This window comes from Streptomyces indicus (genome assembly GCF_900100315.1).
GTDB classification, from domain to species: domain Bacteria; phylum Actinomycetota; class Actinomycetes; order Streptomycetales; family Streptomycetaceae; genus Streptomyces; species Streptomyces indicus.
In genome coordinates, this window is the sequence record NZ_FNFF01000001.1 from 871,636 (window position 1) to 893,319 (window position 21,684).

A 21,684-nucleotide genomic window follows, 5' to 3' on the forward strand; every position below is an offset into this window, starting at 1 on the left:
CCGAAAGACGTTGTGCAGCAAGGAAGTTGAACTTTTTCCTCGCGGAGGACAAAGCCGCAGAGCGAAGCCCAACTCCCGTACACCCAGGACCACTTGACGCTGCACCGGATGCAGGGAACGCTCAAGCAGCCCTGTCACACACATCACAGAAGCCACGCCCTGCCACATCTGCGCCACTACAGAAACAACTGGACAGAAGGGAAAACGGAGTGCGTATCACCAAACGCGTCCTCGGGACGCTCGGGATCGGCGTCGCCTCCATCGCGGCCGGGGTCACCCTCGTCTGGGCCGCCGCCACGGACAACATGGTGCCGACCGGCGCTTCCAACGGCCCCATCTGCTACGCCGGCGATTCCAGCGGGTCCGGACGATGCCAGACCGACAATGCCGCGATGTCGATCTGGCGCCAGGGCACCCTGGAAACGGTCGACAGAAACATGGTCGCGAACGTCCTTTCCAACGAGTACTCCCCGACCGATCTGGCCATCAGCTACCCGTCCTCCGCCCAGTACACGGGCAGTTCGGAGACCGACGTCATCTATCAGGAGGACACCGTCTCCGGCACCGCGGTCGGCCGTAACTGGTGCGACGACACGGTCTCCTCGTGGCGCTGCGACCAGCAGTACGTCCGTATCGAAGGCGGCGGCGACTACACCTACGGCCGCACCTGTCACGAGACCGGCCACGCGGTCGGCCTGCTGCACGGCGCGGACGCCAACCCGCGCCTGTCGAACAGCAACTCGGCGCTCGGCTGCCTCGTCACCCCGACCAGCGGCGGCGAGAAGCTCGGGTCCAACAACCGCGAACACATCAACCAGGTCTACTGAGGAGGCCGACAGTGAGACGACTGACCCGCTTCGCCACCGCGGCCGGCCTCGCCACCGCCTCGGCCCTCGTCTCGTGGCCGTTCTTCAGCCAGGGCGACACACACGCGGAAGCAAAGCCCGCCGGCCGTGACGTCGTGGTCTCGCACGGCGAGGACCGCCGCCCCAACCACACCGCCGCGGACTGGGTGACGTACGCCGAACACGTCGTGGTGGTGAAGGTGACCGCCGAACGCGAACTGCCCGCCTCCCAGGAGGAGCTGGCGGCCGGGGAGGGGTATCTCCCCCGCCAGGTCGACCTCGCGGTGCAGAAGGTCCTCTGGTCCAGCGAGAAGTCCACCACCCAGGTGCCCGCCTCCTTCCCCTGGCTGGCCGACGGCTGGTCCTTCCACGGCACGGAACGCACCCCCATGGTCATGGAGGGGACCCCGCGGATGGAGGTCGGGCACACGTACGTCATGGCCGTCGAATGGCAGCCCGGCATCAGCGAAGGCGGCGACGAGATACCCGGCCAGTGGCGCGGACTCGGCTCCGGCTCCACCATTCCGTACGACGACGGCGTGCTCGGCCAGGGCGAGTCGGAGGGCGAAATCCTCAGCCCCGCACAGACCTTGGCGGCCGCCGAAACGGGACCGGACGGGCTCTCGCTCGAGGACTCGCTCACCGGTAAGGACACCTCCGCCCTCGTCTCCGCACTGAACTCCGCCGAACCGCTGCCGGCCGAGGACTTCGGCCGCTGACCGGCCCGGCCCGCGCAGTCGCGCCGGGTCACCGGGGCCCGCCGCCATGGGCGCGGGCCCCGGATCCACGGCGCCGGCCGCCTCGCCGGCGCCCTAGTCGCTCCCGAAGGCCGCGTCGAAGGACGTGGTCGGCAGCTCGTAGTCGTACGCCTTCAGCATGGTCAGCGCCTCCGGGGCACCCCGCAGCCGGTCCATGCCCGCGTCCTCCCACTCGACGGAGATCGGACCGTCGTAGCCGATGGAGTTGAGCATCCGGAAGACGTCCTCCCAGGGCACGTCACCGTGCCCGGCGGAGACGAAGTCCCAGCCGCGCCGCGGGTCGCCCCAGGGCAGGTGCGAGCCGAGCCGCCCGTTGCGGCCGTCGAGGCGGCGCCGGGCCTCCTTGCAGTCCACGTGGTAGATGCGGTCGCGGAAGTCGTAGAGGAAGCCGACCGGGTCGAGGTCCTGCCAGACGAAGTGGGACGGGTCGAAGTTCAGGCCGAAGGCCGGGCGCCGGTCGACCGCTTCGAGGGCCTTCACCGTGGTCCAGTAGTCGTAGGCGATCTCGCTGGGGTGCACCTCGTGGGCGAAGCGCACACCCTCGGCGTCGAAGACGTCCAGGATCGGGTTCCAGCGCTCGGCGAAGTCCTCGTAACCGCGCTCGATCATGGACTCGGGCGCGGGCGGGAACATTGCGACGAGATGCCAGATCGAGGACCCCGTGAAGCCGATGACGGTGTCGACCCCGAAGGCGGCGGCGGCCCGTGCGGTGTCGGCGATCTCCTTCGCAGCACGCTGCCGCACCCCCTCCCCCCCGCCGTCGCCCCAGATCCGCGAGGGCAGGATCGCCTGGTGCCGCTCGTCGATGATCGAGTCGCAGACGGCCTGGCCGACGAGGTGGTTGGAGATGGCGAAGCACTTGAGGCCGTACTTCTCCAGGAGCTGGTGGCGCCCCTTGATGTACGCGGGATCGGCGAGGGCCTTGTCGACCTCGAAGTGGTCGCCCCAGCAGGCGAGTTCGAGACCGTCGTAGCCGAAGTCGCGGGCGTGCTCGCACACCTCCTCGAGCGGGAGATCGGCCCACTGGCCGGTGAAGAGCGTGAAGGGACGCGTCATGTCCGGGCCTCCTCGGCAGGTGTACGGGTCATGTCCGGGCCTCCTGTGCCGGTACGGGGGTGAAGGCGGAGTTCTTGGCCGCGCTCTCCTCGACCGCCGCGAGGACCCGCTGCACCTGCAGACCGTCCGCGAAGGACGGCGCGGGCGCGGTGCCGGAGGCGATCGCGTGCACGAGATCGCGCGCCTGGTGGACGAAGGTGTGCTCGTAACCGAGACCGTGGCCCGGCGGCCACCAGGCCTCCAGGTACGGGTGCTCGGGTTCGGTGACGAGGATGCGGCGGAAGCCGGCCGAGCCGGCGGGCAGGGTGTGGTCGTGGAACTCCAGCTCGTTGAGCCGTTCCAGGTCGAAGGCCAACGAGCCCTCGGAGCCGTTGAGTTCCAGCCGCAGCGCGTTCTTGCGGCCGGTCGCGAACCGGGTGGCCTCGAAGGACGCGAGCGCCCCGTCGGCGAACCGCCCGGTGAACAGGGCCGCGTCGTCCACGGTCACCTGGCCGCGCTCCGCCGAGGCCGCACCGGAGAGCCCGGCCGAAGAACCGGCGAGCAGCGGCCGCTCGCGGATGAACGTTTCCGTGAGCGCGGACACCCCGGCGATCAGCGATCCGGTGACGTACTGCGCGAGGTCCACGATGTGCGCCCCGAGATCACCGAGCGCCCCCGAGCCCGCATGCTCGCGCTCCAGGCGCCAGGTCAGCGGGAACTCCGGGTCGACCAGCCAGTCCTGAAGATACGTCACGCGTACGTGGTGGATGGTGCCGAGCCTGCCCTCGGCGACCATCTTCCGCGCCAGGGCCATGGCCGGCACCCGGCGGTAGTTGAAGCCGACCATGGCCAACTGTCCGCGGGCGGCGGCCCGTTCGGCCGCCTCCAGCATCGCCTCGGCCTCCTCGACCGTATTGGCCAGGGGCTTCTCGCACAGCACATGCTTGCCGGCGTCCAGAGCGGCGATCGCGATCTCCGCGTGGCTGTCGCCCGGTGTGCAGATGTCGACGAGCTGCACATCGTCGCGCGCGATCAGCGCCCGCCAGTCCGTCTCCGCCGCGGCCCAGCCGTGCCGGTCCGCTGCCGCCTGCACCGCGGCCGGGTCCCGTCCGCAGATGGCGGCGAGCCGGGGCTCAAGCGGCAGGTCGAAGACCCGGCCCGCGGTGCGCCACCCCTGGGAGTGGGCGGCGCCCATAAAGGCGTAGCCGACCATGCCCACGCCGAGCCCGCCGCGCCTCACGGCGGCGGACTCCTGCTTGCCTTGTACGTCCTCCATACGGGATTCCTCCTAGTCGGCTTGCGCTGCCGCGGTCGTCTGCCGTGGGGGGGATGACCGCGGCACGAGGTGCGGATGTGACGGCCCCCGGGCCCGCCGGGCCCGGGACCCGCGTCCGCATCACTTGAAGCCGGTGGGCTTGTACTGGGCGACGTTGGTCTTGTCGACGACCGCCGAGTACAAGGTGACCGAGGACGGGATCTCGAACTCGGCCATCCCGCCGATGCCCTTCGCCTGGCCGAGGGCGCGGGCCAGGTCGATCGCCGAGGCGGCCATGGTCGGCGGGTACAGGACGGTGGCCTTGAGGACCCCGTCGTCCTTCTCGATGTGCTCGAAGGCGCTGGCGGCGCCGGCGCCGCCGACCATCAGGAAGTCGTCGCGGCCGGCCTGCTGGATCGCCTGGAGGGCGCCGACCCCCTGGTCGTCGTCGTGGTTCCACAGCGCGTCGAAGTTCTTCTGTGCCTGCAGCAGGCCGGCCATCTTCGCCTGCCCCGACTCGACCGTGAACTCGGCGGCCTGGCGGGCCACCTTCTTGATGTTCGGGTAGTTCTTCAGGGCGTCGTCGAAGCCCTTCGTGCGCTGCTGCGTGAGCTCCAGGTTGTCCAGGCCCGCGAGCTCGACGACCTTGGCGTCCTTCTTGTCCTTCAGCTTCTCGCCGATGTAGTGCCCGGCGTTGAGGCCCATGCCGTAGTTGTCGCCGCCGATCCAGCAGCGGTAGGCCTGCGGCGAGGAGAAGATGCGGTCCAGGTTGATCACCGGGATGCCGGCCCGCATGGCCTTGAGGCCGGCCTGGGTCATCGCCTTGCCGTCGGCCGGCAGGATCACCAGGACGTCGACCTTCTTGTTGATCAGCGAGTCGATCTGGCCGATCTGGGCGGCCGCGTCGTTGGAGCCCTCGGTGATGTCGAGCGTGACGTCGGAGTACTTCTTGGCGCGGCTGCGGGCGTTGTCGTTGATCGCGTTCAGCCAACCGTGGTCGGCCTGGGGTCCGGCGAAGCCGATGGTGACCTGCTTGCCGGGCTTGTCGTCGGCGACCGGCGCCTCCGAGGGCTTGTCCTCCGACTTGTCGCTCGGCTCGTTGCTGGTGCAGGCGGTGAGGAATGCACCGGTGGAGACGGCGGCGGCCCCGAAGAGCAGCCCTCTGCGGCTCGTGAACTCTGGCATGACGGACCCTTCGCTGAGTGTGGGTACGACGGAATGAGCGGGGGAAGTGCGGGGGTGCGATGAGCGTGGGACGTGAGGGGGTGCGCTACGTCGTCTGGTTGCGCGACGTGCGGTTCTGCACGAGGACGGCGACGACGATGATCGCGCCCTTGGCGATCTGCTGGGTCGCGGTCTCCAGGTTGTTGAGATAGAAGATGTTGGTGATCGTCTGGAAGATCAGCACGCCGAGCACGGCGCCGACGATGGTGCCGCGCCCGCCGCTGAGCAGGGTGCCGCCGATGATGCACGCGGCGATGGCGTCGAGCTCGTAGAGATTGCCGTTGGTGTTCTGGCCCGAGCTGGTGAGCGCGATCAGCATGAACGCGGCGATACCGCAGCACAGTCCGGAGAGCAGATAGACGTAGAGGCGCTGCCTGCGTACGTCGATGCCCGCCAGGCGCGCGGCCTCGTCATTGCCTCCGACGGCGACGGTGCGGCGGCCGAAGGTGGTGCGATTGAGCACCAGCCAGCCGATGACCGCGACGCCGGCGAAGATCAGCGCGAGCGGCGGGATGCCGAGGACGTAGGAGTCCTTGTAGTTCAGCTCCACGACCGAGGTGACGGTGACCGACTGGGTGCTGCCGTCGGTGATCTGCAGGGCGAGTCCGCGCGCCGAGGCGAGCATCGCGAGGGTGGCGATGAACGGCACCATCCTGCCGAAGGCGATCAGCACGCCGTTGACGAGTCCGCACGCGACACCGACCAGGATCGCGGTGAACAGGATCCCCCAGAACCCGAACTCCTGGGTGGCCACCGTCGTCGCCCACACCGAGGCGAGCGCGACGATCGCACCGACGGAGAGGTCGATGCCGCCGCTGATGATCACGAAGGTCATGCCGACGGTGACCACGCCGATGACCGAGGCCTGGGTGATCATCAGCTGGAAGTTGTCGACCGCGAGGAAGTTGTCTGGCTTGGTGATGCCTCCCGCCACGATCAGGGCGATCAGCACACCGAGCAGGGACAGCGTCTGCGTGTCGGCGCGGAAGAACGTGAGACGCCGAGAGCTCGGCTTCGAGGGCTCCTTGGGTGCGGCGAGCACAGTGGCGGCCTCGCGGCCGTCCTGGTCCGCCTTCGAGGCGGGGGTGGTCATGTCGCCGGGCTCCCTTCCATCACGAGATCGAGTACGCGGTGTTCGTCGAGCTCCTGCGCGGGCGACGTATGCACGACGCGGCCTTCGCGCAGGACGAGCACCCGGTCGGCGAGACCGAGCACTTCGGGGACTTCACTGGAGACGAGCAGGACGCCGAGACCCTCGTCGGCGAGCCGCCGGATGACGGCGTAGAGCTCGGCGCGCGCACCGACGTCCACGCCGCGCGTGGGCTCGTCGAGCAGCAGCACCTTGCAGCCGCGCAGCAGCCAGCGGGCGAGTACGGCCTTCTGCTGGTTGCCGCCGGACAGGGTCCGCACGGGCACGGCGGGGTTGTCGGGGCGCAGGGAGAGCTCCCGTACGGCCTTCTGCGCGGCCGTGAACTCGGCGCGCCGGTCGAGCCAACCGCTGCGGGAGAAGCGGGACATGGAGGAGACGGAGACATTGCGCGTGACCGACTCCAGCATGAGCAGCGCCTGGTGCTTGCGCTCCTCGGGGGCGAGCCCGAGTCCGGCCCGGACCGCGGCCCGCACACTGCCCGGCTTCAGCTCCTCGCCGTCCACGAGGACACGGCCCGAACTGGCCTTCCTGGCACCGAAGATGGTCTCCAGGATCTCGGAGCGCCCCGAGCCGACGAGACCCGCGAGTCCGACGATCTCGCCGGGCCTGACCTCCAGGTCCAGCGGCTCGAACTCGCCCTCGCGGGACAGGCCTTCGGTCTTCAGAAGAGCCTTTCCCGCGGCGGCCTCCGCGGGCCGCTCGGGGAAGACGTACTCCACGTTCCGCCCGGTCATCAGGGAGACGACCTCACTGGTGGGCGTGGTCTTGGCGGGCAGTCCGACGGCCACGGCCCGGCCGTCCTTGAGGACGGTGACCCGGTCGCCGATGCGCCGGATCTCCTCCAGGCGGTGCGAGATGTAGACGACCGCGACACCGTCGGCGGTCAGGTCTCCGACGATACGGAAGAGGTTCTCGACCTCGTCCGGGTCCAGGGCGGCCGAGGGCTCGTCCATCACGATCAGCCGCACCTCGTGCGACAGGGCGCGGGCCATCGACACGATCTGCTGGTGCGCCGCGGAGAGCCGCCCGACGAGGGTGCCGGGGTCGATCTCGGGGTGTCCGAGCCGCTTGAGCAGCTGGGCCGCCCGCTCCTTGGCCTCCCGGCCCCGTACGACGAAACCGGCGCTGGTCGGCTCGTGCCCGAGGAAGACGTTCTCGGCCACGGACAGGTGCGTGACGAGGTCCAACTCCTGGTAGATGGTGGCGATTCCGAGCCGCATCGCCGCGATGGGCGAGCGCAGCGTGACCTGCTCGCCCTGCCAGGTGATCGCGCCGTCGTCGGGCTGGTGGACCCCGGCGAGCACCTTGATCAGGGTGGACTTGCCGGCGCCGTTCTGCCCGAGCAGACAGTGCACCTCTCCGGGCAGCACTTCGAGGGCGACGCCGTCGAGCGCGCGGACACCGGGAAAGGACTTGGTGATGCCGTCCATGTGCAGCAACGGCTGTTGGGGCGGAAGGTCGTGCTCTGGTGCCATGGCATTTCCCCTCGGCGGGCGTGCGGTTCGTTGCCGGTGAGCGGGCAGGGCGGGTGCGGTGCGTGCCGTGAGCGGGCAGGGCGAAGCCGCGCGTCGTACCGGGCGCGGGTCCGGATGGGGCGGGACAGGGGCTCCCGGCAAGGGGGAGCAGCCTGTTGACTGGTGCGGCTCTTGCGGTCGTACGGGATCGTGCTCGGGGCGGTAGGTACGTGGGTGTGGTGCTGCGGTGCGCGATGGTGCTCGGGCGGCACGTGGGCGCCGCGCGGCCGTGCGGGTGGTGCGGCTCGTGCGAGTGGCGCAGGTGGAACGGGTGGCGCAGGTGGTGCGCGCCGGTCTGGATCAGGCCGGCGAGAACAGGTGGTCGCTGATGAGCCGGGCCGCGCCGATCACTCCGGCGGTGGGGCCCAACTCGCCCAGGACGATGGGCAGATTGCCGGTCGCGAGCGGCAGCGACTGGCGGTAGACCTGGGTGCGGATCGCGGCGAGCAGGGTGTGCCCGAGTCCGGTCACACCGCCACCGATCACCACGAGCCCGGGGTTGAAGAAGGAGACCAGACCGGCGATGACCTGCCCGGTCCGGTTGCCGCCCTCGCGGATCAGCTCCAGGGCGGCGGCGTCACCGGCGGCCGCCGCGGCGGCCACGTCGGCGGCGCTGAGCCGGCCCTCGAAGCCCTCGGCCTCGATCAGCGCGGCGAGTTCGGGGGAACGGCCCGAGGTGGCCGCCTCCTCGGCGTCGCGCGCGAGCGCCGCACCGCTGAAGTGGGCTTCCAGGCAGCCCCGGTTGCCGCAGGCGCAGGGCCTGCCGTCCGGCTCCACCTGGATGTGGCCGATGTCGCCGGCCGAACCCGTCGTACCGCGGTAGACCTCGCCGCCGACGACGATGCCGCAGCCGATACCGGTGCCGATCTTGACGCAGAGGAAGTCCTGCACGGAGCGCGCGACGCCCGCGTGCTGCTCCCCCATCGCCATGAGGTTCACGTCGTTGTCGACCATGACCGGGCAGCCGAGGTCCTGGCTGAGCGCCTCCCTGACGGGGAAGCCGTCCCAGCCCGGCATGATCGGCGGCGCGACCGGAACGCCCTCGGGGAAGCGCACCGGACCCGGTACCCCGATCCCGGCCCCGTCGAAGCCTTCGGCGAGCCCCGAGGCCTTCAACTTCGCGGCCATGGCGAGGACTTGCTCGAAGATCGCGACGGGGCCCTCGCGGACGTCCATCGGCTGGTTGACGTGGCCGAGCACCTCGAGCTCCGCGTTGGTGACGGCCACGTCGACGGAGGTCGCGCCGATGTCCACGCCGAGGAAGCGCAGCTCCGGCGCGAGCCGGATGTTGTGGGAGCGGCGGCCGCCCCGCGAGGCGGCCAGGCCGTCGGCGACGACCAGGCCCGTCTCCAGGAGACGGTCCACCTCGACGGCCAGCTTCGACCGTGACAGGTCGACCTGGTCGCCGAGCTGTGCCCGTGAGTTCGGCCCGCCGTCACGCAGCAGACGGAGCAGTCGCGCCTGGTGCGCGTTCGCGGGTCGAGCCGTCATTCGTCTCACGCCGCCCCTCCCGCCGTTCTCCGGCATCCGCTGGCTTTCGAGGGGAAAGTAGCAGCGGTTGACCTGTGGGGGAAGAAGTTGCGCAGGAATCCGGTCCAACTTTCTCCACGGACAGGACAAAGATGCGTTCGGGCCCGCTGGGACGGGTGCGTCGCGGGGTGGGCCGGGCGGTCAGGGCCGCGGGGTGGACAGCCCAGTGCGCGGCGTGGTGGTGGGGTGGACAGCCCGGCCCGGGCTTGCTGAGGTGGGAGTCCGCGCGCGAACGACGAGAGGGCTCGTATGTTCCTGGTCACCGGCGCCACCGGCAACGTCGGCTCGGAAGTCGTCTCCCACCTGCTGCAACAGGGCGCCCCAGTACGGGCGTTCAGCCGCTCGGGCCGCCCTCGCACCGACTCCGCCGAGCCCTTCGCGGGCGATCTCAACGCTCCGTCCTCGGTGGCGGCCGCGCTCGACGGCGTCCGCGGAATCTTCCTGCTCCCCGGCTACCAGCGGCTCCCCGAGACGCTGGCGCGGTGCGCGGAGGCGGGCGTGGAGCGCGTGGTGCTGCTCTCCAGCAGCTCGATCCCCGGCGGCGAGCGCACCAACGCCGTCACCCGCTACATGATGGAGTCGGAGGAGGCCGTGCGGGCGAGCGGCCTCGCCTGGACCTTCCTGCGGCCGTGCGCCTTCGCCTCCAACGCCCTGCAATGGAAGGACCAGTTGGCGGCCGGCGATGTGATCCGCGCGCCCTTCCCGCACGTACGGCAGGCCACCCTGGACCCGTACGACATCGGCGCGGTCGCCGCCCTCGCCCTCACCTCACCCGGTCACGAGGGCCGGGCCTACGCCTTGAGCGGCCCGGAGCCGCTGCTGCCCGAGGAGCGGGTGCGGATCCTCGGGGAGGTGCTCGGGCGCAAGCTGGTCTTCGCCGGTCAGACGGACGAGGAGGCGCGGGCCGAGATGAGCGCGCAGATGCCGGCGCAGTACGTGGCGGCGTTCTTCCGCTTCTACGTGGACGGGACGCTGGACGAGTCGCCGGTGCGGCCGGCCGTGGAGCAGCTCACGGGCAGGCCGCCGCGCACGTTCCGCACCTGGGCCACGGAGCATGCCGGGGCGTTCCGCTGAGCTCGCACGGTCTGCCCACTGGCACCACACGGAGGCCCGGACGCGGGGGCGAGCGCACAGGCGCGCGCCCGCCCCCGCTCACACGACGGATCAGCTCTTGCCGAGCATCTCGTTCATCGCGTCGATCTCCTCGGACTGCGAGGTGATGATGGCGCCGGCCATCTTCTTCGCGGGCCCGTGGGCGCCCTCGGCCTGCTCCGTCTTCGCCATGGCGACAGCCCCTTCGTGGTGCTTGATCATCAGCTCCATGAAGGCGGTGTCGAAGGCCTCGCCCGAGGCCTTCTCGAGGTCCGCCATCTCCTCGGCGGTCATCATGCCGCCGCCCCCGCCATGGCTGCCGTGGCCGGCGTCGCCCTCGGCGGGCACGTCCTCGCCCCAGGAGGTGAGCCACCCCGTGAGGGTCTTGATCTCCGGGTCCTGGGCCTTCTTGATCTCCTCGGCCAGTCGCTTGAGCTCGGCCGACCGGGCGCGCTCGGGCGCGAGTTCGGCCATCTCGACCGCCTGGCGGTGGTGCGGGATCATGCCCTGCGCGAAGGCGACGTCGGCGGCGTTGAACGTGCTCTTCCCGTCCTGCGGAGCCGACGGGGAGGCCGCGGTGTGGCCGCCGCCGTGCCCGGCGGAAGCGTCCTCGCTCCCGCCGCAGGCGGCCAGGACGAAGGCGGCGGCACCGGCGGCGGCGACCGCCACGGCACGGCGGAGACGGGTGCGCGTGCTGCTCTTGCGGAATGACATACGGGTCTTGCGCGATGACATGCGGGTATGACTCCTTCCCGCACGGCCCTTCGCTGCGGGCCGCGCGGATCTGCGGATTCCGGGTGTACGCGGGCACGGCAGCGCGGTACTCCGGCGCGGGCCGGGGTGTGCTGCCGTGGCGGTACGGCCTATATCCGCAGGAGTTGGAGTTCGGCGAGGTCGGGCGGTGCCCGGCCGCGCTCGGCCGAGGCGAAGGCACCGGCCGGCCGCGGCGGGGCGTCGGACTCGCCGACACCGGCCGGGCTAAGGGCGGGCGGTGCGTAGGGCGAGCCGATGCCGGTCGCCGCGCAGGTGCCGTCCGCATGCTCCAGGTGGTCGGAGCCGTGGCCTTCGTGTGCGCACCGCGCACGCTCGTGACCGGAGCCGGGCACCTGGGCCGTGTCCTTCGTATGCGCCATGGCGGCCGCGTGGGGCGTCGCCGGCGTCTGCGCGAGGGCGGCGCCGCCGGGCGGCAGGGCGTGCATGCCGAGGACCCCGGTCAGCACGGCGAGGACCAGCAGCACGAGGAGCCGCCCCGCGGGACGGCTCCTCGATGCGCTGCTGACGGTCACCCGCTCATCGTACGCAGGGCACTTCAGCCAGCATTGCGCTGGTGGTACGTACGGCGGGTGTGCTCGGTGTGGGCGCGCATGATCTCGGTGGCGCGCTGCTCGTCGCGGTCGGAGATCGCCGCGATCAGCTCGCGGTGCTCGATCCAGGACTGCTTGCCGCGCTGGCGTGCGACGGGGGTGTAGTACCAGCGCACGCGCTGGTCGACGCGGGCGGCCAGTTCGGACAGGACGAGGTTGCCCGCCAGCTGCATGACCTTCGCGTGGAACTCGGCGTTGGTGGCGACCACCAGGTCCACCTCGCCGTCGGCGACCGCCTGCTCGCCCTTGGCGCAGAGCTCCTCGAGCGCGGCAATGCCGGCCGAGCCCGCGTTCGCCGCGGCGAGCCGCGCGGCCTCCGCCTCCAGGAGCGTACGCACGGTGAGGAGCTGGTCGGCCTCCTCCTCGGTGGGCTCGTGGACGAACGCGCCCTGTGCCGGCCGCAGATCCACCCAGCCTTCGGTGTTCAGACGCTGCAACGCCTCGCGCACCGGCTGGCGCGAGACGCCGAGGTGTCCGGCGAGCTCGCTCTCGACGAGATGCTGGCCCGGGCGCAGGGACCTGGTCGTGATGAGTTCGAGCAGGGCCACGTACACGCGTTCGCGCAGCGGGCCGGGGCGTTCGAGCTTGGGCACCGCTCCTTGCGGCAGTCCAGCGGACAACATCACGAACCCCCTCCTGGGCGGCGCCACCGCCGCACGGTCAACTCGCCCCACACGGATGGGCATTGGCTATCGTCTACAGTCTACCGAGCACAATTTCCAGCGTGGGTAAGAGTTGCCCTCATCACACAGGGATACGCCTGCGTACACAAAGCGACGACCGAGGCGCGTCCTCGCACCTCGGCCGTCGCAGACGGAACGCCTTCTTCAGCCCGTGAAGAGCTGGGTGGCCTTCCGCACCAACTCGTAGAGGCCGTATCCCAGCGGGATCAGCACCCAGAGCCAGGCGAAGGCGATCAGGGCTCGCCGGTCGGGCGCACCGGCGCCCGGCTCAGGCGGACTGCTGCTCGACGGAGGAGTCATCGGTGGCCTTTCGGGGTGCGGGGATGTGGTGGTGGCGCGGATGCACCGGGCGTACCAGCTCATTGGCGACGAACCCGACGACCAGCAGCCCGATCATGATGGTCAGGGACATTCCGTACAGGCCCGGGCCGCTCTTTCCGGCGCTTTCCTGGGAGTCGGCCACCCAGTTGACGATGAGAGGTCCGAGGACTCCGGCGGTGGACCATGCGGTCAGCAGCCGGCCGTGGATGGCGCCGACCTGATAGGTGCCGAACAGGTCCTTGAGATACGCGGGGACGGTCGCGAACCCTCCGCCGTAGAAGGAGAGGATCACCAGGGCGCAGAGGATGAACAGCGGCTTGGAGGAGTCGCCGAGCGTCACGATGAGCAGGTACATCAGCGCTCCGACACCGAGGTAGACCCGGTAGATGTTCTTGCGGCCGATCAGGTCGGAGGTGGAGGACCAGCCGATCCGGCCCGCCATGTTGGCCGCCGAGAGCAGCGCGACGAAGCCGGCCGCGGCGGAGACGGAGACCGGTGTGGCGGTGTCCGCGAAGAAGTCGGTGATCATCGGGGCGGCCTTCTCCAGGATCCCGATGCCGGCCGTGACGTTCATGCAGAGCACCACCCACAGACACCAGAACTGCGGGGTGCGGATGGCCTGGCGGGCGGAGACCTGCACGCCGGTGAGTTCGGCCGGCCTGCCGTCGGGTGTCTGCTCGGGCCGCGGCACCCGGATCAGGAGCACGCCCAGTGACATGAAGACGGCGTACGTGAGGCCGTGCACCAGGAAGGCCAGGGCGATGCCGCCGCTGGTGGCGCCGAAGGACTCGATCATCTGCGCGGACCAGGGCGAGGCGATGAGCGCGCCGCCGCCGAAGCCCATGATGGCGATGCCCGTGGCCATGCCGGGCCGGTCGGGGAACCACTTGATGAGCGTGGACACCGGGGAGATGTAGCCGATGCCGAGCCCGACACCGCCGACGAACCCGTAACCGAGGACGATCAGCCAGTACTGCTCGGTGGCGGCCCCGAGCGAGGCGAGCAGGAAGCCGGACGAGAAGCAGACGAGGGCGACGGTCATCGCCCAGCGCGGCCCGTTGCGTTCGACGAGGGTGCCGCCGAAGGCGGCGGACAGGCCCAGCATCACGATGCCGAGCTGGAAGGGCAGGGCGCTCTGCGTCCCGGTGAGGTCGAGCGCCGATTCCAGTGGGGGTTTGAAGACGCTCCAGGCGTAGGCCTGACCGATGGACAGATGCACCGAGAGGGCGGCGGGCGGGACGAGCCAGCGGCTCCAACCGGGTGGGGCGATCGGAGGGGTCATGGGTGCGCACCCTAGAGATCACCAAGGTGGTTGAAAAGAGGAAGGAACTCGCCAAGTGGTCGGATGAGTGCGCCGGTTGAGGGGCCGGAGCGCCTCCAGGCCCCAGGATGAGGCCGTGACTGCTCACGACTTCGACATGGATACGTTTCTGCGGCGGCCGCTGACCGCCCGCCTGGCGACCGAAGGGCCCACGGTGCGGCCCGTCTGGTACCTGTGGGAGGACGGGTCCTTCTGGGTCCTGACCGGCCCCTGGGCCCGGCTGCCCGACCTGGTGCGCCGGAATCCCGCCGTCGCCCTCGTGGTGGACGAGTGTGAGGTGGCCACAGGCCGCGTCCAGCAGGTGATCGCCCGGGGCCGGGCCGAGCTCCTGCCGTTCGACGTCCCGCGGGGGCGGCGCAAGCTGTCGCGCTACCTGGGGCCGGACGAAAGCCTCTGGGACGAGCGCTTCCTGGGCTACCTCCTGGACGACCCGGCCGAGCGGGGCACCCTGTGGCTGCGGCTCACCCCCGCCTCGCTGAAGGCCCAGGACCTCAGTTACTCCGTACGCCCTGCGAGGTGACGACTCGGGCTCGCCCGTGCCGTCCCACAACTTCCGCTCGTACGCGGTGGGTTGTCGGGATGGTTCCCATACTGTAGACAATATTTCGTCGACACTAAGCAGTTCGGGTCACGCCGACCCGGCACTCCCCCGGGCCACCAGGCCCGCCGTACCCCCGGGCCACCAGGCCCGTCACACCACGGGCCACGAGCCCACGCTCCCGAAGATCGGCTTCCCTCGACCGAACGGAGAGCTCCACAGTGAAAGTTGCAGTTGTCGGCGCCGGTGCGATCGGCGCCTACGTCGGAGCGGCGCTGCATCGCGCCGGCGCCGACGTCCATCTCCTGGCCCGTGGACCGCACTTGGCGGCCATGAGGCAGCACGGCGTCCAGGTGCACAGCCCGCGCGGGGACTGGACCGCGCGGGTGCACGCCACCGACCGGGCCGAGGACATCGGCCCCGTCGACCATGTCTTCCTGGGGCTGAAGGCCAACTCCTACGCGGCGTGCGGGCCGCTGGTCGAGCCGCTGCTCCAGGACCACACCTCGGTGATCGCGGCCCAGAACGGCATCCCGTGGTGGTACTTCCACCGCCACGGCGGCCCGCACGACGGCAAGCGGATCGAGAGCGTGGATCCGGGCGGCGCGGTGAGTGCGGTCCTGCCGCAGGAGCGCGCGATCGGCTGTGTCGTCTACGCGGCCACCGAGTTGGACGGCCCGGGCGTCGTACGCCACATCGAAGGCACCCGCTTCTCGATCGGCGAGCCGGACCGCTCCGTCTCCAAGCGCTGTCTGGAGTTCAGCGAGGCGATGCAGGCCGGCGGCCTCAAGTGCCCGGTGGAGCCGGATCTGCGCAACGACATCTGGATCAAGCTGCTCGGCAACATCTCGTTCAACCCGATCAGCGCCCTGACCCGGGCGACGATGCGGGAGATGTGCCTGCACGACTCCACGCGCGGGGTGATCGAGCAGATGATGGCCGAGACGCTCGCCGTGGCCGAGGCCCTCGACTGCCGTCCGGAGATCTCGATCGAACGCCGGATCGCGGGCGCGGAGCGCGTGGGCGACCACCGCACGTCCACGCTCCAGGACCTGGAGAAGGGCAAGCCGCTCGAACTCGACGTCCTGCTCTCGGCCGTGGTGGAACTGGCCGGGATCTCGGGAGTCGAGGTCCCGACGCTGCGCACGGTCGCGGCGATCTCGGATCTGCTCGCCCAGGGCACGGCCGTCGCGGCCTAGGGCACGGCCGTCACGGCCTGAGGACCGGGCCGGGCATGCGCACGCAGGGCCCGCATGCCCGTCCTGATCCGCCGGCCGATCGACAAGCCCTCCGACAAACCCCTTGCACGAGGCTTCCGTTGTCACTCGGGCGACAGAATACTGTATGCAATACAGGCATGAGGAGCTCAGCGTGAAGAAGCGAGACCGAACTCCCAAGACGTACAGCCGACTTACCCACCCCATGGTCCGCGACGAGAAGAACGGTCCGCTGCGCAGGGCCACTTGGGACGAGGCGCTGGCGAAGGCGGCGGAGGGCTTCCGGCGCACCCGGACCGAGCACGGACCGGATGCGTTCGCCATGCTCTCCTGCGCCCGCGCCACCAACGAGATGAACTACGTGGCGCAGAAGTTCACCCGCGTGGTGATGGGGACCAACAACGTCGACTCCTGCAACCGCACCTGTCACGCCCCGAGCGTGGCCGGCCTCTCCGCGGTCTTCGGATCGGGCGGCGGCACCTCCTCCTACGAGGAGGTCGAGCACACCGACTTCATCCTGATGTGGGGCTCCAACGCCCGTTTCGCGCACCCGATCTTCTTCCAGCACGTCCTGAAGGGGATACGCAACGGGGCGCGCATGTACGCCGTCGACCCGCGCCGCACCTCCACCGCCGAGTGGGCGGAGAGCTGGCTGGGGCTGAACGTCGGCACCGACATCCCGCTCGCGCACGCGGTCGGCCGCGAGATCATCGCCGCCGGACTGCACAACAAGGCCTTCATCGAGCGCGCCACCACCGGCTTCGAGGAGTACAAGAAGCTGGTCGAGCCCTGGACGCTCTCGCTCGCCGAGAAGGTCACGGGCGTCCCGGCGGCCGCCATCAAGGACCTGGCCCACGCGTACGCGAGCGCCGAGCGCGCCCAGCTGTGCTGGACCCTCGGCATCACCGAGCACCACAACGGCACGGACAACGTACGGGCGTTGATCAACCTGTCGCTGCTCACCGGCCACGTCGGACGGTGGGGCGCGGGCGTGCAGCCCCTGCGCGGCCAGAACAACGTGCAGGGCGGCGGCGACATGGGTGCGATCCCCAACCGCCTGCCCGGCTTCCAGGACATCCTCGACGACGGCCACCGCGCCAAGTTCGAGTCCGCCTGGGACGTGGTGATCCAGCCGAAGTACGGCATGACGCTCACCGACATGTTCGAGGCGATGGAGCACGGCGAGCTCAAGGCCGTGTACTGCATCGGCGAGAACCCGGCCCAGTCCGAGGCCGACAGCGACCAGGCCCTGCGCCGCCTGAAGAACCTCGACCACCTCGTGGTGCAGGACATCTTCCTCACCAAGACCGCCGAACTCGCGGATGTCGTGCTGCCCGCGACGGCCGCCTGGGCCGAGACCGACGGCACGACGACCAACAGCGAACGGCGAGTTCAGCGGGTGCGGGCCGCCCTCACGCCGCCGGGTGAGGCGCGCGAGGACATCGAGATCATCTGCGACATCGCGGGCCTGCTCGGCCACGACTGGAAGTGGGCCGACGCCCAGGCCGTCTGGGACGAGCTGCGCTCCCTGTCCCCCGACCACTTCGGGATGACGTACGACCGGCTCGACGCACACCAGGGCCTGCAGTGGCCCTGCCCGGACACGGACAAGCTCCCGTCGTCCTTCCTGCACGGCAGGCTCTGGGAGACCGACCCCGAACGGCGCGGGAAGCCCGCCGCGTTCGGCCTGGTCGAGCACGATCCGCCGGTGGACCTCACCGACGAGAACTTCCCGATCCGGCTGACCACCGGCCGGCGCCTCGACTCGTACAACACCGGGGTGCAGAGCGGCAGTTTCGCCTCTCCGCTGCGCCGCGGCGAGTACATCGAGCTCTGTCCGGAGGACGCCGAGCGGCTCGGGGTCCGGGTGGGCGAGGAGGTGCGGGTGGCCTCGCGCCGCGGCACCGTCACCGCGCCCGTGTGGGTGGACCCGGGGCTCAGGCCCGGGCTCGCCTTCATGACGTTCCACTTCCCGGACGAGGTGGACACCAACCAGCTGACGATCGAGGCCAACTGCCCGATCGCGGGGACCGCCGAGTTCAAGGCCTCGGCGATCCGTATCGAGAAGCTGCACGCGAATGAGCCCGTCGCGGCCGTGAGGAGCTGAGGCAGGACATGGATCTGCACTTCGGTGACAGCAAGCCGACCGATGAGGAACGGGCCGCGATCGACGCGCTGCTCGGCCCTCCGGAGTCGGCCTGGGAGGGGGCGTCGGACCGTACGGACACCGACCTTCGCTGGGCGCGGGGAGGCCGGGCCGCACGGGAGCGGCGCGATCTGTTGTTGCCGGGGCTGCACGCGGTCAACGACCGGGTGGGATGGATCAGCGAGGGCGCACTCGACTACCTCTGCCGGCGGCTCACGGTCCCGCCGGCGGAGGCGTACGGGGTCGCGACGTTCTACTCCATGTTCGCCGTGAAGCCCCGCCCCGCGACGGTGCTGCACGTGTGCACGGACCTGGCGTGTGCGTCCCGGGACTCCGCCTCCTTGTGCGCGGGTCTCGAAGCACGCCTGGGTCCGGCGGGCACACCGTCGGGGGCGGGGGTCCTCTGGGAGAAGAGCCCGTGTCTGGGCCTGTGCGAGCGGGCGCCGGCAGCGCTGGTGATACGGGCGGGGGCCGAGCCGGCCGCCGAAATGGGCCCCGGCAAGCGGCTGTTGGGCGCACTGAGCGGGGGCGACCCGCTGCCCGGCGAGCGGACGCGGGCCACCGCCGTCATCGGCCCGGCGACCGTCGACAGCGCGATCCTCGCGGCCACCGCGCCCGAGACGGCCCCCGAGGAGCCGCCCGCTGCGCTCGCGGTGCCGCAGGCCGGACAGGACGGTCTCGTCCTGCTGAAGAACATCGGCGTCGTGGACCCGTACGACCTCGACGACTACCGCTCGCACGGCGGCTACACGGCCCTTCGTACGGCCTTCTCGATCGGCCCCGCGGGCGTGATCCGCGAGGTCAAGGACTCGGGTCTGGTGGGGCGCGGCGGCGCGGCCTTCCCCACGGGCGTCAAGTGGCAGGCAACCGCCTCGCAACCGGACCACCCGCACTACCTGGTCTGCAACGCCGACGAATCCGAGCCCGGCACCTTCAAGGACCGGGTGATCATGGAGGGCGACCCGTACGCGCTCGTCGAGTCGATGACGATCGCGGGCTACGCGATCGGCGCGCGGCAGGGCTACCTCTATCTGCGCGGCGAGTACCCACGGGCCCTGGAGCGCCTCACGCACGCCATCGAACAGGCCCGTTCCCGCGGCCTGTTGGGCGAGAACATCATGGGCCAGGGCTACGACTTCGACATCGAGATCCGCCGCGGAGCGGGCGCGTACATCTGCGGTGAGGAGACGGCGCTCTTCAACTCCATCGAGGGCTACCGCGGTGAGCCGCGCTCCAAGCCCCCGTTCCCGGTGGAGAAGGGCCTGTTCGGCAAGCCCACCGTCGAGAACAACGTCGAGACGCTGGTGAACGTGCTGCCGATCCTGACCATGGGCGCCCAGGCGTTCGCGGCGATCGGCACCGAGAAGTCCACCGGGCCGAAGCTGTTCTGCGTGTCCGGGAACGTCGAACGCCCCGGGATCTACGAGCTGCCGTTCGGCGCGACCCTCGGCGACCTGCTCGAACTGGCGGGACCGCCCGAGCGGTTGAAGGCGGTGCTGCTCGGCGGCGCGGCCGGCGGTTTCGTGCGGGCCGACGAGCTGGACATCCCGCTCACCTTCGAGGGCACGCGCGAGGCGGGCACGACGCTCGGCTCGGGTGTGGTGCTGGCGCTGGACGACAGCGTGCCGCTGCCGCGGATGCTGCTCCGTATCGCGGAGTTCTTCCGCGACGAGTCATGCGGCCAGTGCGTGCCCTGCCGGGTCGGCACCGTACGGCAGGAGGAGACGCTGCACCGGATCGCGGATCGCACGGGAGCGGCCGCGGCGGAGGACATCGCCCTTCTGCGGGAAGTGGGGGCGGCCATGAAGGACGCCTCGATCTGCGGTCTGGGGCAGACCGCGTGGAACGCCGTGGAATCGGCCATCGACCGTCTGGGAGCGTACGAATGACAGCACCGGCCATGCCACGCAACTCCTCCGCCGTGCCGCTCGGACTGCCGCGCCGGCTCATCGAGTTCACCCTCGACGGCCAGGAGGTCCGGGTCCCGGAGGGGTCCACGATCCTGGACGCCTGCCGGGCCGAGGGCAAGGACATACCGACCCTGTGCGAGGGCGACACGCTGCGGCCGAAGAACGCCTGCCGCGTGTGCGTCGTCGAGGTCGAGGGCGCCCGTACGCTGGCGCCCGCGTGCTCCCGCAAGGCCGAAGCCGGGATGACGGTCCGCACGGACACCGAGCGGGCCCGGCACAGCCGCAAGATCGTCATCGAGTTGCTCGCGTCCTCCGTGGACCTCTCCACCACCCCGAAGGTGGCGGAGTGGATCAAGGAGTACGACGCGAAGCCGGACCGCTTCGGACCGGACGCGGCCCGGCTCAACGAGGAACCACGGGTCGACAACGACCTGTACGTCCGCGACTACGACAAGTGCATCCTCTGCTACAAGTGCGTGGACGCCTGCGGCGACCAGTGGCAGAACACCTTCGCGATCTCCGTCGTCGGCCGCGGCTTCGACGCGCGGATCGCGGTGGAGCACGACGGCCCGCTCACCGAGTCGGCCTGCGTGTACTGCGGCAACTGCATCGAGGTCTGTCCCACGGGCGCGCTGTCCTTCAAGTCGGAGTTCGACATGCGCGAGGCCGGCACCTGGGACGAGTCGCAGCAGACGCAGACCACCACCGTCTGCGCGTACTGCGGAGTGGGCTGCAATCTGACCCTGCACGTGCAGGACAATGAGATCGTCAAGGTCACCTCGCCGCACGACAACCCGGTGACCCACGGCAATCTCTGCATCAAGGGCCGCTTCGGCTACCAGCACGTACAGAACCGGGACTGATCACTCATGGGACGCGTCACGGAACGGCGCCGGGTCATCCGGGTGCGGGGCGGACACATCTCCGCGCGCCCGGACACCCTGGTCGCCGAGGAACCTCTGGAGATCCGGCTCAACGGCAAGCCGCTCGCCATCACGATGCGCACGCCGGGCGACGACTTCGCGCTCGCGGCGGGCTTCCTCGTGAGCGAGGGCGTGCTCGGCGCCGCGGAGGAGCTCCAGTCGATCGTGTACTGCGCGGGCGCGACCGTGGACGGCTCGAACACGTACAACGTCGTCGATGTCCGTACCGCCCCCGATGTCGTCATCCCCGACATCACCCTGGAGCGCAACGTCTATACGACGTCCTCCTGCGGGCTGTGCGGAAAGGCCTCCCTGGACGCCGTGCGCACCACCGCGCGCTGGCCGATCGACGACACGCAAGGTGACACCGCTCCCCCGGTCCGTCTGGACACGGACCTGCTCGCCCGCCTCCCCGACCGGCTGCGGGAAGCACAACGGGTCTTCGACAGGACCGGGGGTCTGCACGCCGCCGCCCTCTTCACGGAGGACGGCGAACTGGTCGACATACGCGAGGACGTGGGCCGGCACAACGCGGTGGACAAGCTCGTGGGCCGCGCCCTGCGCGACGGACGCCTTCCGCTCTCGCGCTCGGTCCTTCTCGTCTCGGGACGCGCCTCGTTCGAGCTGGCGCAGAAGGCCGTGATGGCGGGCATCCCGGTGCTCGCCGCGGTCTCCGCACCGTCCTCGCTGGCGGTCGACCTGGCCGCGGAGACCGGCCTGACACTGGTCGGGTTCCTGCGCGGCGACTCCATGAACGTGTACGCGGGTGAGCAGCGCCTGGCGCTCGGGGCGACGGCCTCGACCGGCTGAACGCCGCGTCGCCCGCGACACGAAAGGCGGGGCCCGGTCGGACGGGGA

The 21,684-nt window shown here is 70.4% G+C and carries 20 protein-coding genes; 9 read left to right on the plus strand and 11 right to left on the minus strand.

All coding sequences use genetic code 11. From position 1 onward, the window contains the following. Positions 1-209 precede the first annotated feature (209 nt). Together BLT97_RS03910 and BLT97_RS03915 are read left to right on the plus strand one after the other, a co-directional pair. Positions 210-827: a hypothetical protein gene (locus tag BLT97_RS03910; RefSeq protein ID WP_245769117.1), complete on the plus strand. Its 618-nt coding sequence runs from the start codon at positions 210-212 to the stop codon at positions 825-827. Between the two features lie 11 nt (positions 828-838). Next, positions 839-1,564, plus strand: coding sequence for a hypothetical protein (locus BLT97_RS03915; RefSeq protein WP_093607195.1), 726 nt, complete (start codon positions 839-841; stop codon positions 1,562-1,564). Between the two features lie 93 nt (positions 1,565-1,657). Here the strand turns inward: BLT97_RS03915 and BLT97_RS03920 are convergent, their stop codons facing one another. The 6 genes from BLT97_RS03920 to BLT97_RS03945 all read right to left on the minus strand — a co-directional run bounded on the left by BLT97_RS03920 (position 1,658) and on the right by BLT97_RS03945 (position 9,272). Beyond that, positions 1,658-2,659, minus strand: a complete 1,002-nt coding sequence (locus BLT97_RS03920; protein ID WP_093607196.1) for a sugar phosphate isomerase/epimerase family protein — start codon at positions 2,657-2,659, stop codon at positions 1,658-1,660. Between the two features lie 28 nt (positions 2,660-2,687). Then, positions 2,688-3,914, minus strand: coding sequence for a Gfo/Idh/MocA family protein (locus BLT97_RS03925; RefSeq protein ID WP_245769118.1), 1,227 nt, complete (start codon positions 3,912-3,914; stop codon positions 2,688-2,690). Between the two features lie 120 nt (positions 3,915-4,034). Further along, positions 4,035-5,078 (minus strand): substrate-binding domain-containing protein, encoded by a 1,044-nt coding sequence (locus BLT97_RS03930; RefSeq protein WP_093607197.1) that lies wholly within the window; start codon positions 5,076-5,078, stop codon positions 4,035-4,037. Between the two features lie 85 nt (positions 5,079-5,163). Then, a complete protein-coding gene (locus tag BLT97_RS03935) occupies positions 5,164-6,210 on the minus strand; it encodes an ABC transporter permease (RefSeq protein ID WP_093607198.1) in 1,047 nt (348 codons plus the stop codon). Next, the gene (locus tag BLT97_RS03940) at positions 6,207-7,697 is read right to left on the minus strand and encodes a sugar ABC transporter ATP-binding protein (protein ID WP_093607199.1); all 1,491 of its coding nucleotides are present in this window, start codon (positions 7,695-7,697) and stop codon (positions 6,207-6,209) included. The genes BLT97_RS03935 and BLT97_RS03940 overlap by 4 nt, the downstream gene beginning before the upstream one ends. 384 nt (positions 7,698-8,081) lie before the next feature. Beyond that, positions 8,082-9,272: an ROK family transcriptional regulator gene (locus BLT97_RS03945; protein ID WP_093607200.1), complete on the minus strand. Its 1,191-nt coding sequence runs from the start codon at positions 9,270-9,272 to the stop codon at positions 8,082-8,084. Positions 9,273-9,560: 288 nt separating this feature from the next. On the opposite strand from BLT97_RS03945, the gene BLT97_RS03950 reads away from it, so the two are divergent. After that, positions 9,561-10,385, plus strand: coding sequence for an NAD(P)H-binding protein (locus BLT97_RS03950; RefSeq protein WP_093607201.1), 825 nt, complete (start codon positions 9,561-9,563; stop codon positions 10,383-10,385). A gap of 90 nt (positions 10,386-10,475) precedes the next feature. Here the strand turns inward: BLT97_RS03950 and BLT97_RS03955 are convergent, their stop codons facing one another. The 5 genes from BLT97_RS03955 to BLT97_RS03970 all read right to left on the minus strand — a co-directional run bounded on the left by BLT97_RS03955 (position 10,476) and on the right by BLT97_RS03970 (position 14,053). After that, on the minus strand, positions 10,476-11,138 hold the full coding sequence (locus BLT97_RS03955) for a DUF305 domain-containing protein (RefSeq protein WP_093607202.1): 663 nt from the start codon (positions 11,136-11,138) through the stop codon (positions 10,476-10,478). Positions 11,139-11,266: 128 nt separating this feature from the next. Beyond that, entirely contained in the window at positions 11,267-11,689 is a 423-nt protein-coding gene (locus BLT97_RS03960) for a DUF6153 family protein (protein WP_093607203.1), read from the minus strand. Positions 11,690-11,712: 23 nt separating this feature from the next. Further along, positions 11,713-12,390 (minus strand): GntR family transcriptional regulator, encoded by a 678-nt coding sequence (locus BLT97_RS03965; RefSeq protein WP_093607204.1) that lies wholly within the window; start codon positions 12,388-12,390, stop codon positions 11,713-11,715. 204 nt (positions 12,391-12,594) lie between these two features. Beyond that, on the minus strand, positions 12,595-12,750 hold the full coding sequence (locus BLT97_RS37740) for an MFS transporter small subunit (RefSeq protein WP_176953633.1): 156 nt from the start codon (positions 12,748-12,750) through the stop codon (positions 12,595-12,597). After that, a complete protein-coding gene (locus tag BLT97_RS03970) occupies positions 12,719-14,053 on the minus strand; it encodes an OFA family MFS transporter (RefSeq protein ID WP_093607205.1) in 1,335 nt (444 codons plus the stop codon). The genes BLT97_RS37740 and BLT97_RS03970 overlap by 32 nt, the downstream gene beginning before the upstream one ends. Positions 14,054-14,189: 136 nt before the next feature. Between BLT97_RS03970 and BLT97_RS03975 the strand changes: the two genes are divergently transcribed. From BLT97_RS03975 to fdhD, 6 genes are all read left to right on the plus strand, one after another. Continuing rightward, a complete protein-coding gene (locus BLT97_RS03975; protein WP_093607206.1) occupies positions 14,190-14,612 on the plus strand; it encodes a pyridoxamine 5'-phosphate oxidase family protein in 423 nt (140 codons plus the stop codon). 239 nt (positions 14,613-14,851) lie between these two features. After that, positions 14,852-15,829, plus strand: coding sequence for a 2-dehydropantoate 2-reductase (locus BLT97_RS03980; protein WP_093607207.1), 978 nt, complete (start codon positions 14,852-14,854; stop codon positions 15,827-15,829). A 145-nt stretch (positions 15,830-15,974) separates the two neighbouring features. Beyond that, positions 15,975-17,954 (plus strand): molybdopterin oxidoreductase family protein, encoded by a 1,980-nt coding sequence (locus BLT97_RS03985; protein WP_093607208.1) that lies wholly within the window; start codon positions 15,975-15,977, stop codon positions 17,952-17,954. 8 nt (positions 17,955-17,962) lie between these two features. Continuing rightward, positions 17,963-19,882 (plus strand): NAD(P)H-dependent oxidoreductase subunit E, encoded by a 1,920-nt coding sequence (locus BLT97_RS03990; RefSeq protein WP_093607209.1) that lies wholly within the window; start codon positions 17,963-17,965, stop codon positions 19,880-19,882. Positions 19,883-19,893: 11 nt separating this feature from the next. Beyond that, on the plus strand, positions 19,894-20,766 hold the full coding sequence (locus BLT97_RS03995; protein ID WP_093607210.1) for a 2Fe-2S iron-sulfur cluster-binding protein: 873 nt from the start codon (positions 19,894-19,896) through the stop codon (positions 20,764-20,766). Between the two features lie 6 nt (positions 20,767-20,772). Further along, entirely contained in the window at positions 20,773-21,636 is an 864-nt protein-coding gene (gene fdhD / locus BLT97_RS04000; protein ID WP_093607211.1) for a formate dehydrogenase accessory sulfurtransferase FdhD, read from the plus strand. The last annotated feature ends 48 nt before the right edge of the window (positions 21,637-21,684 follow it).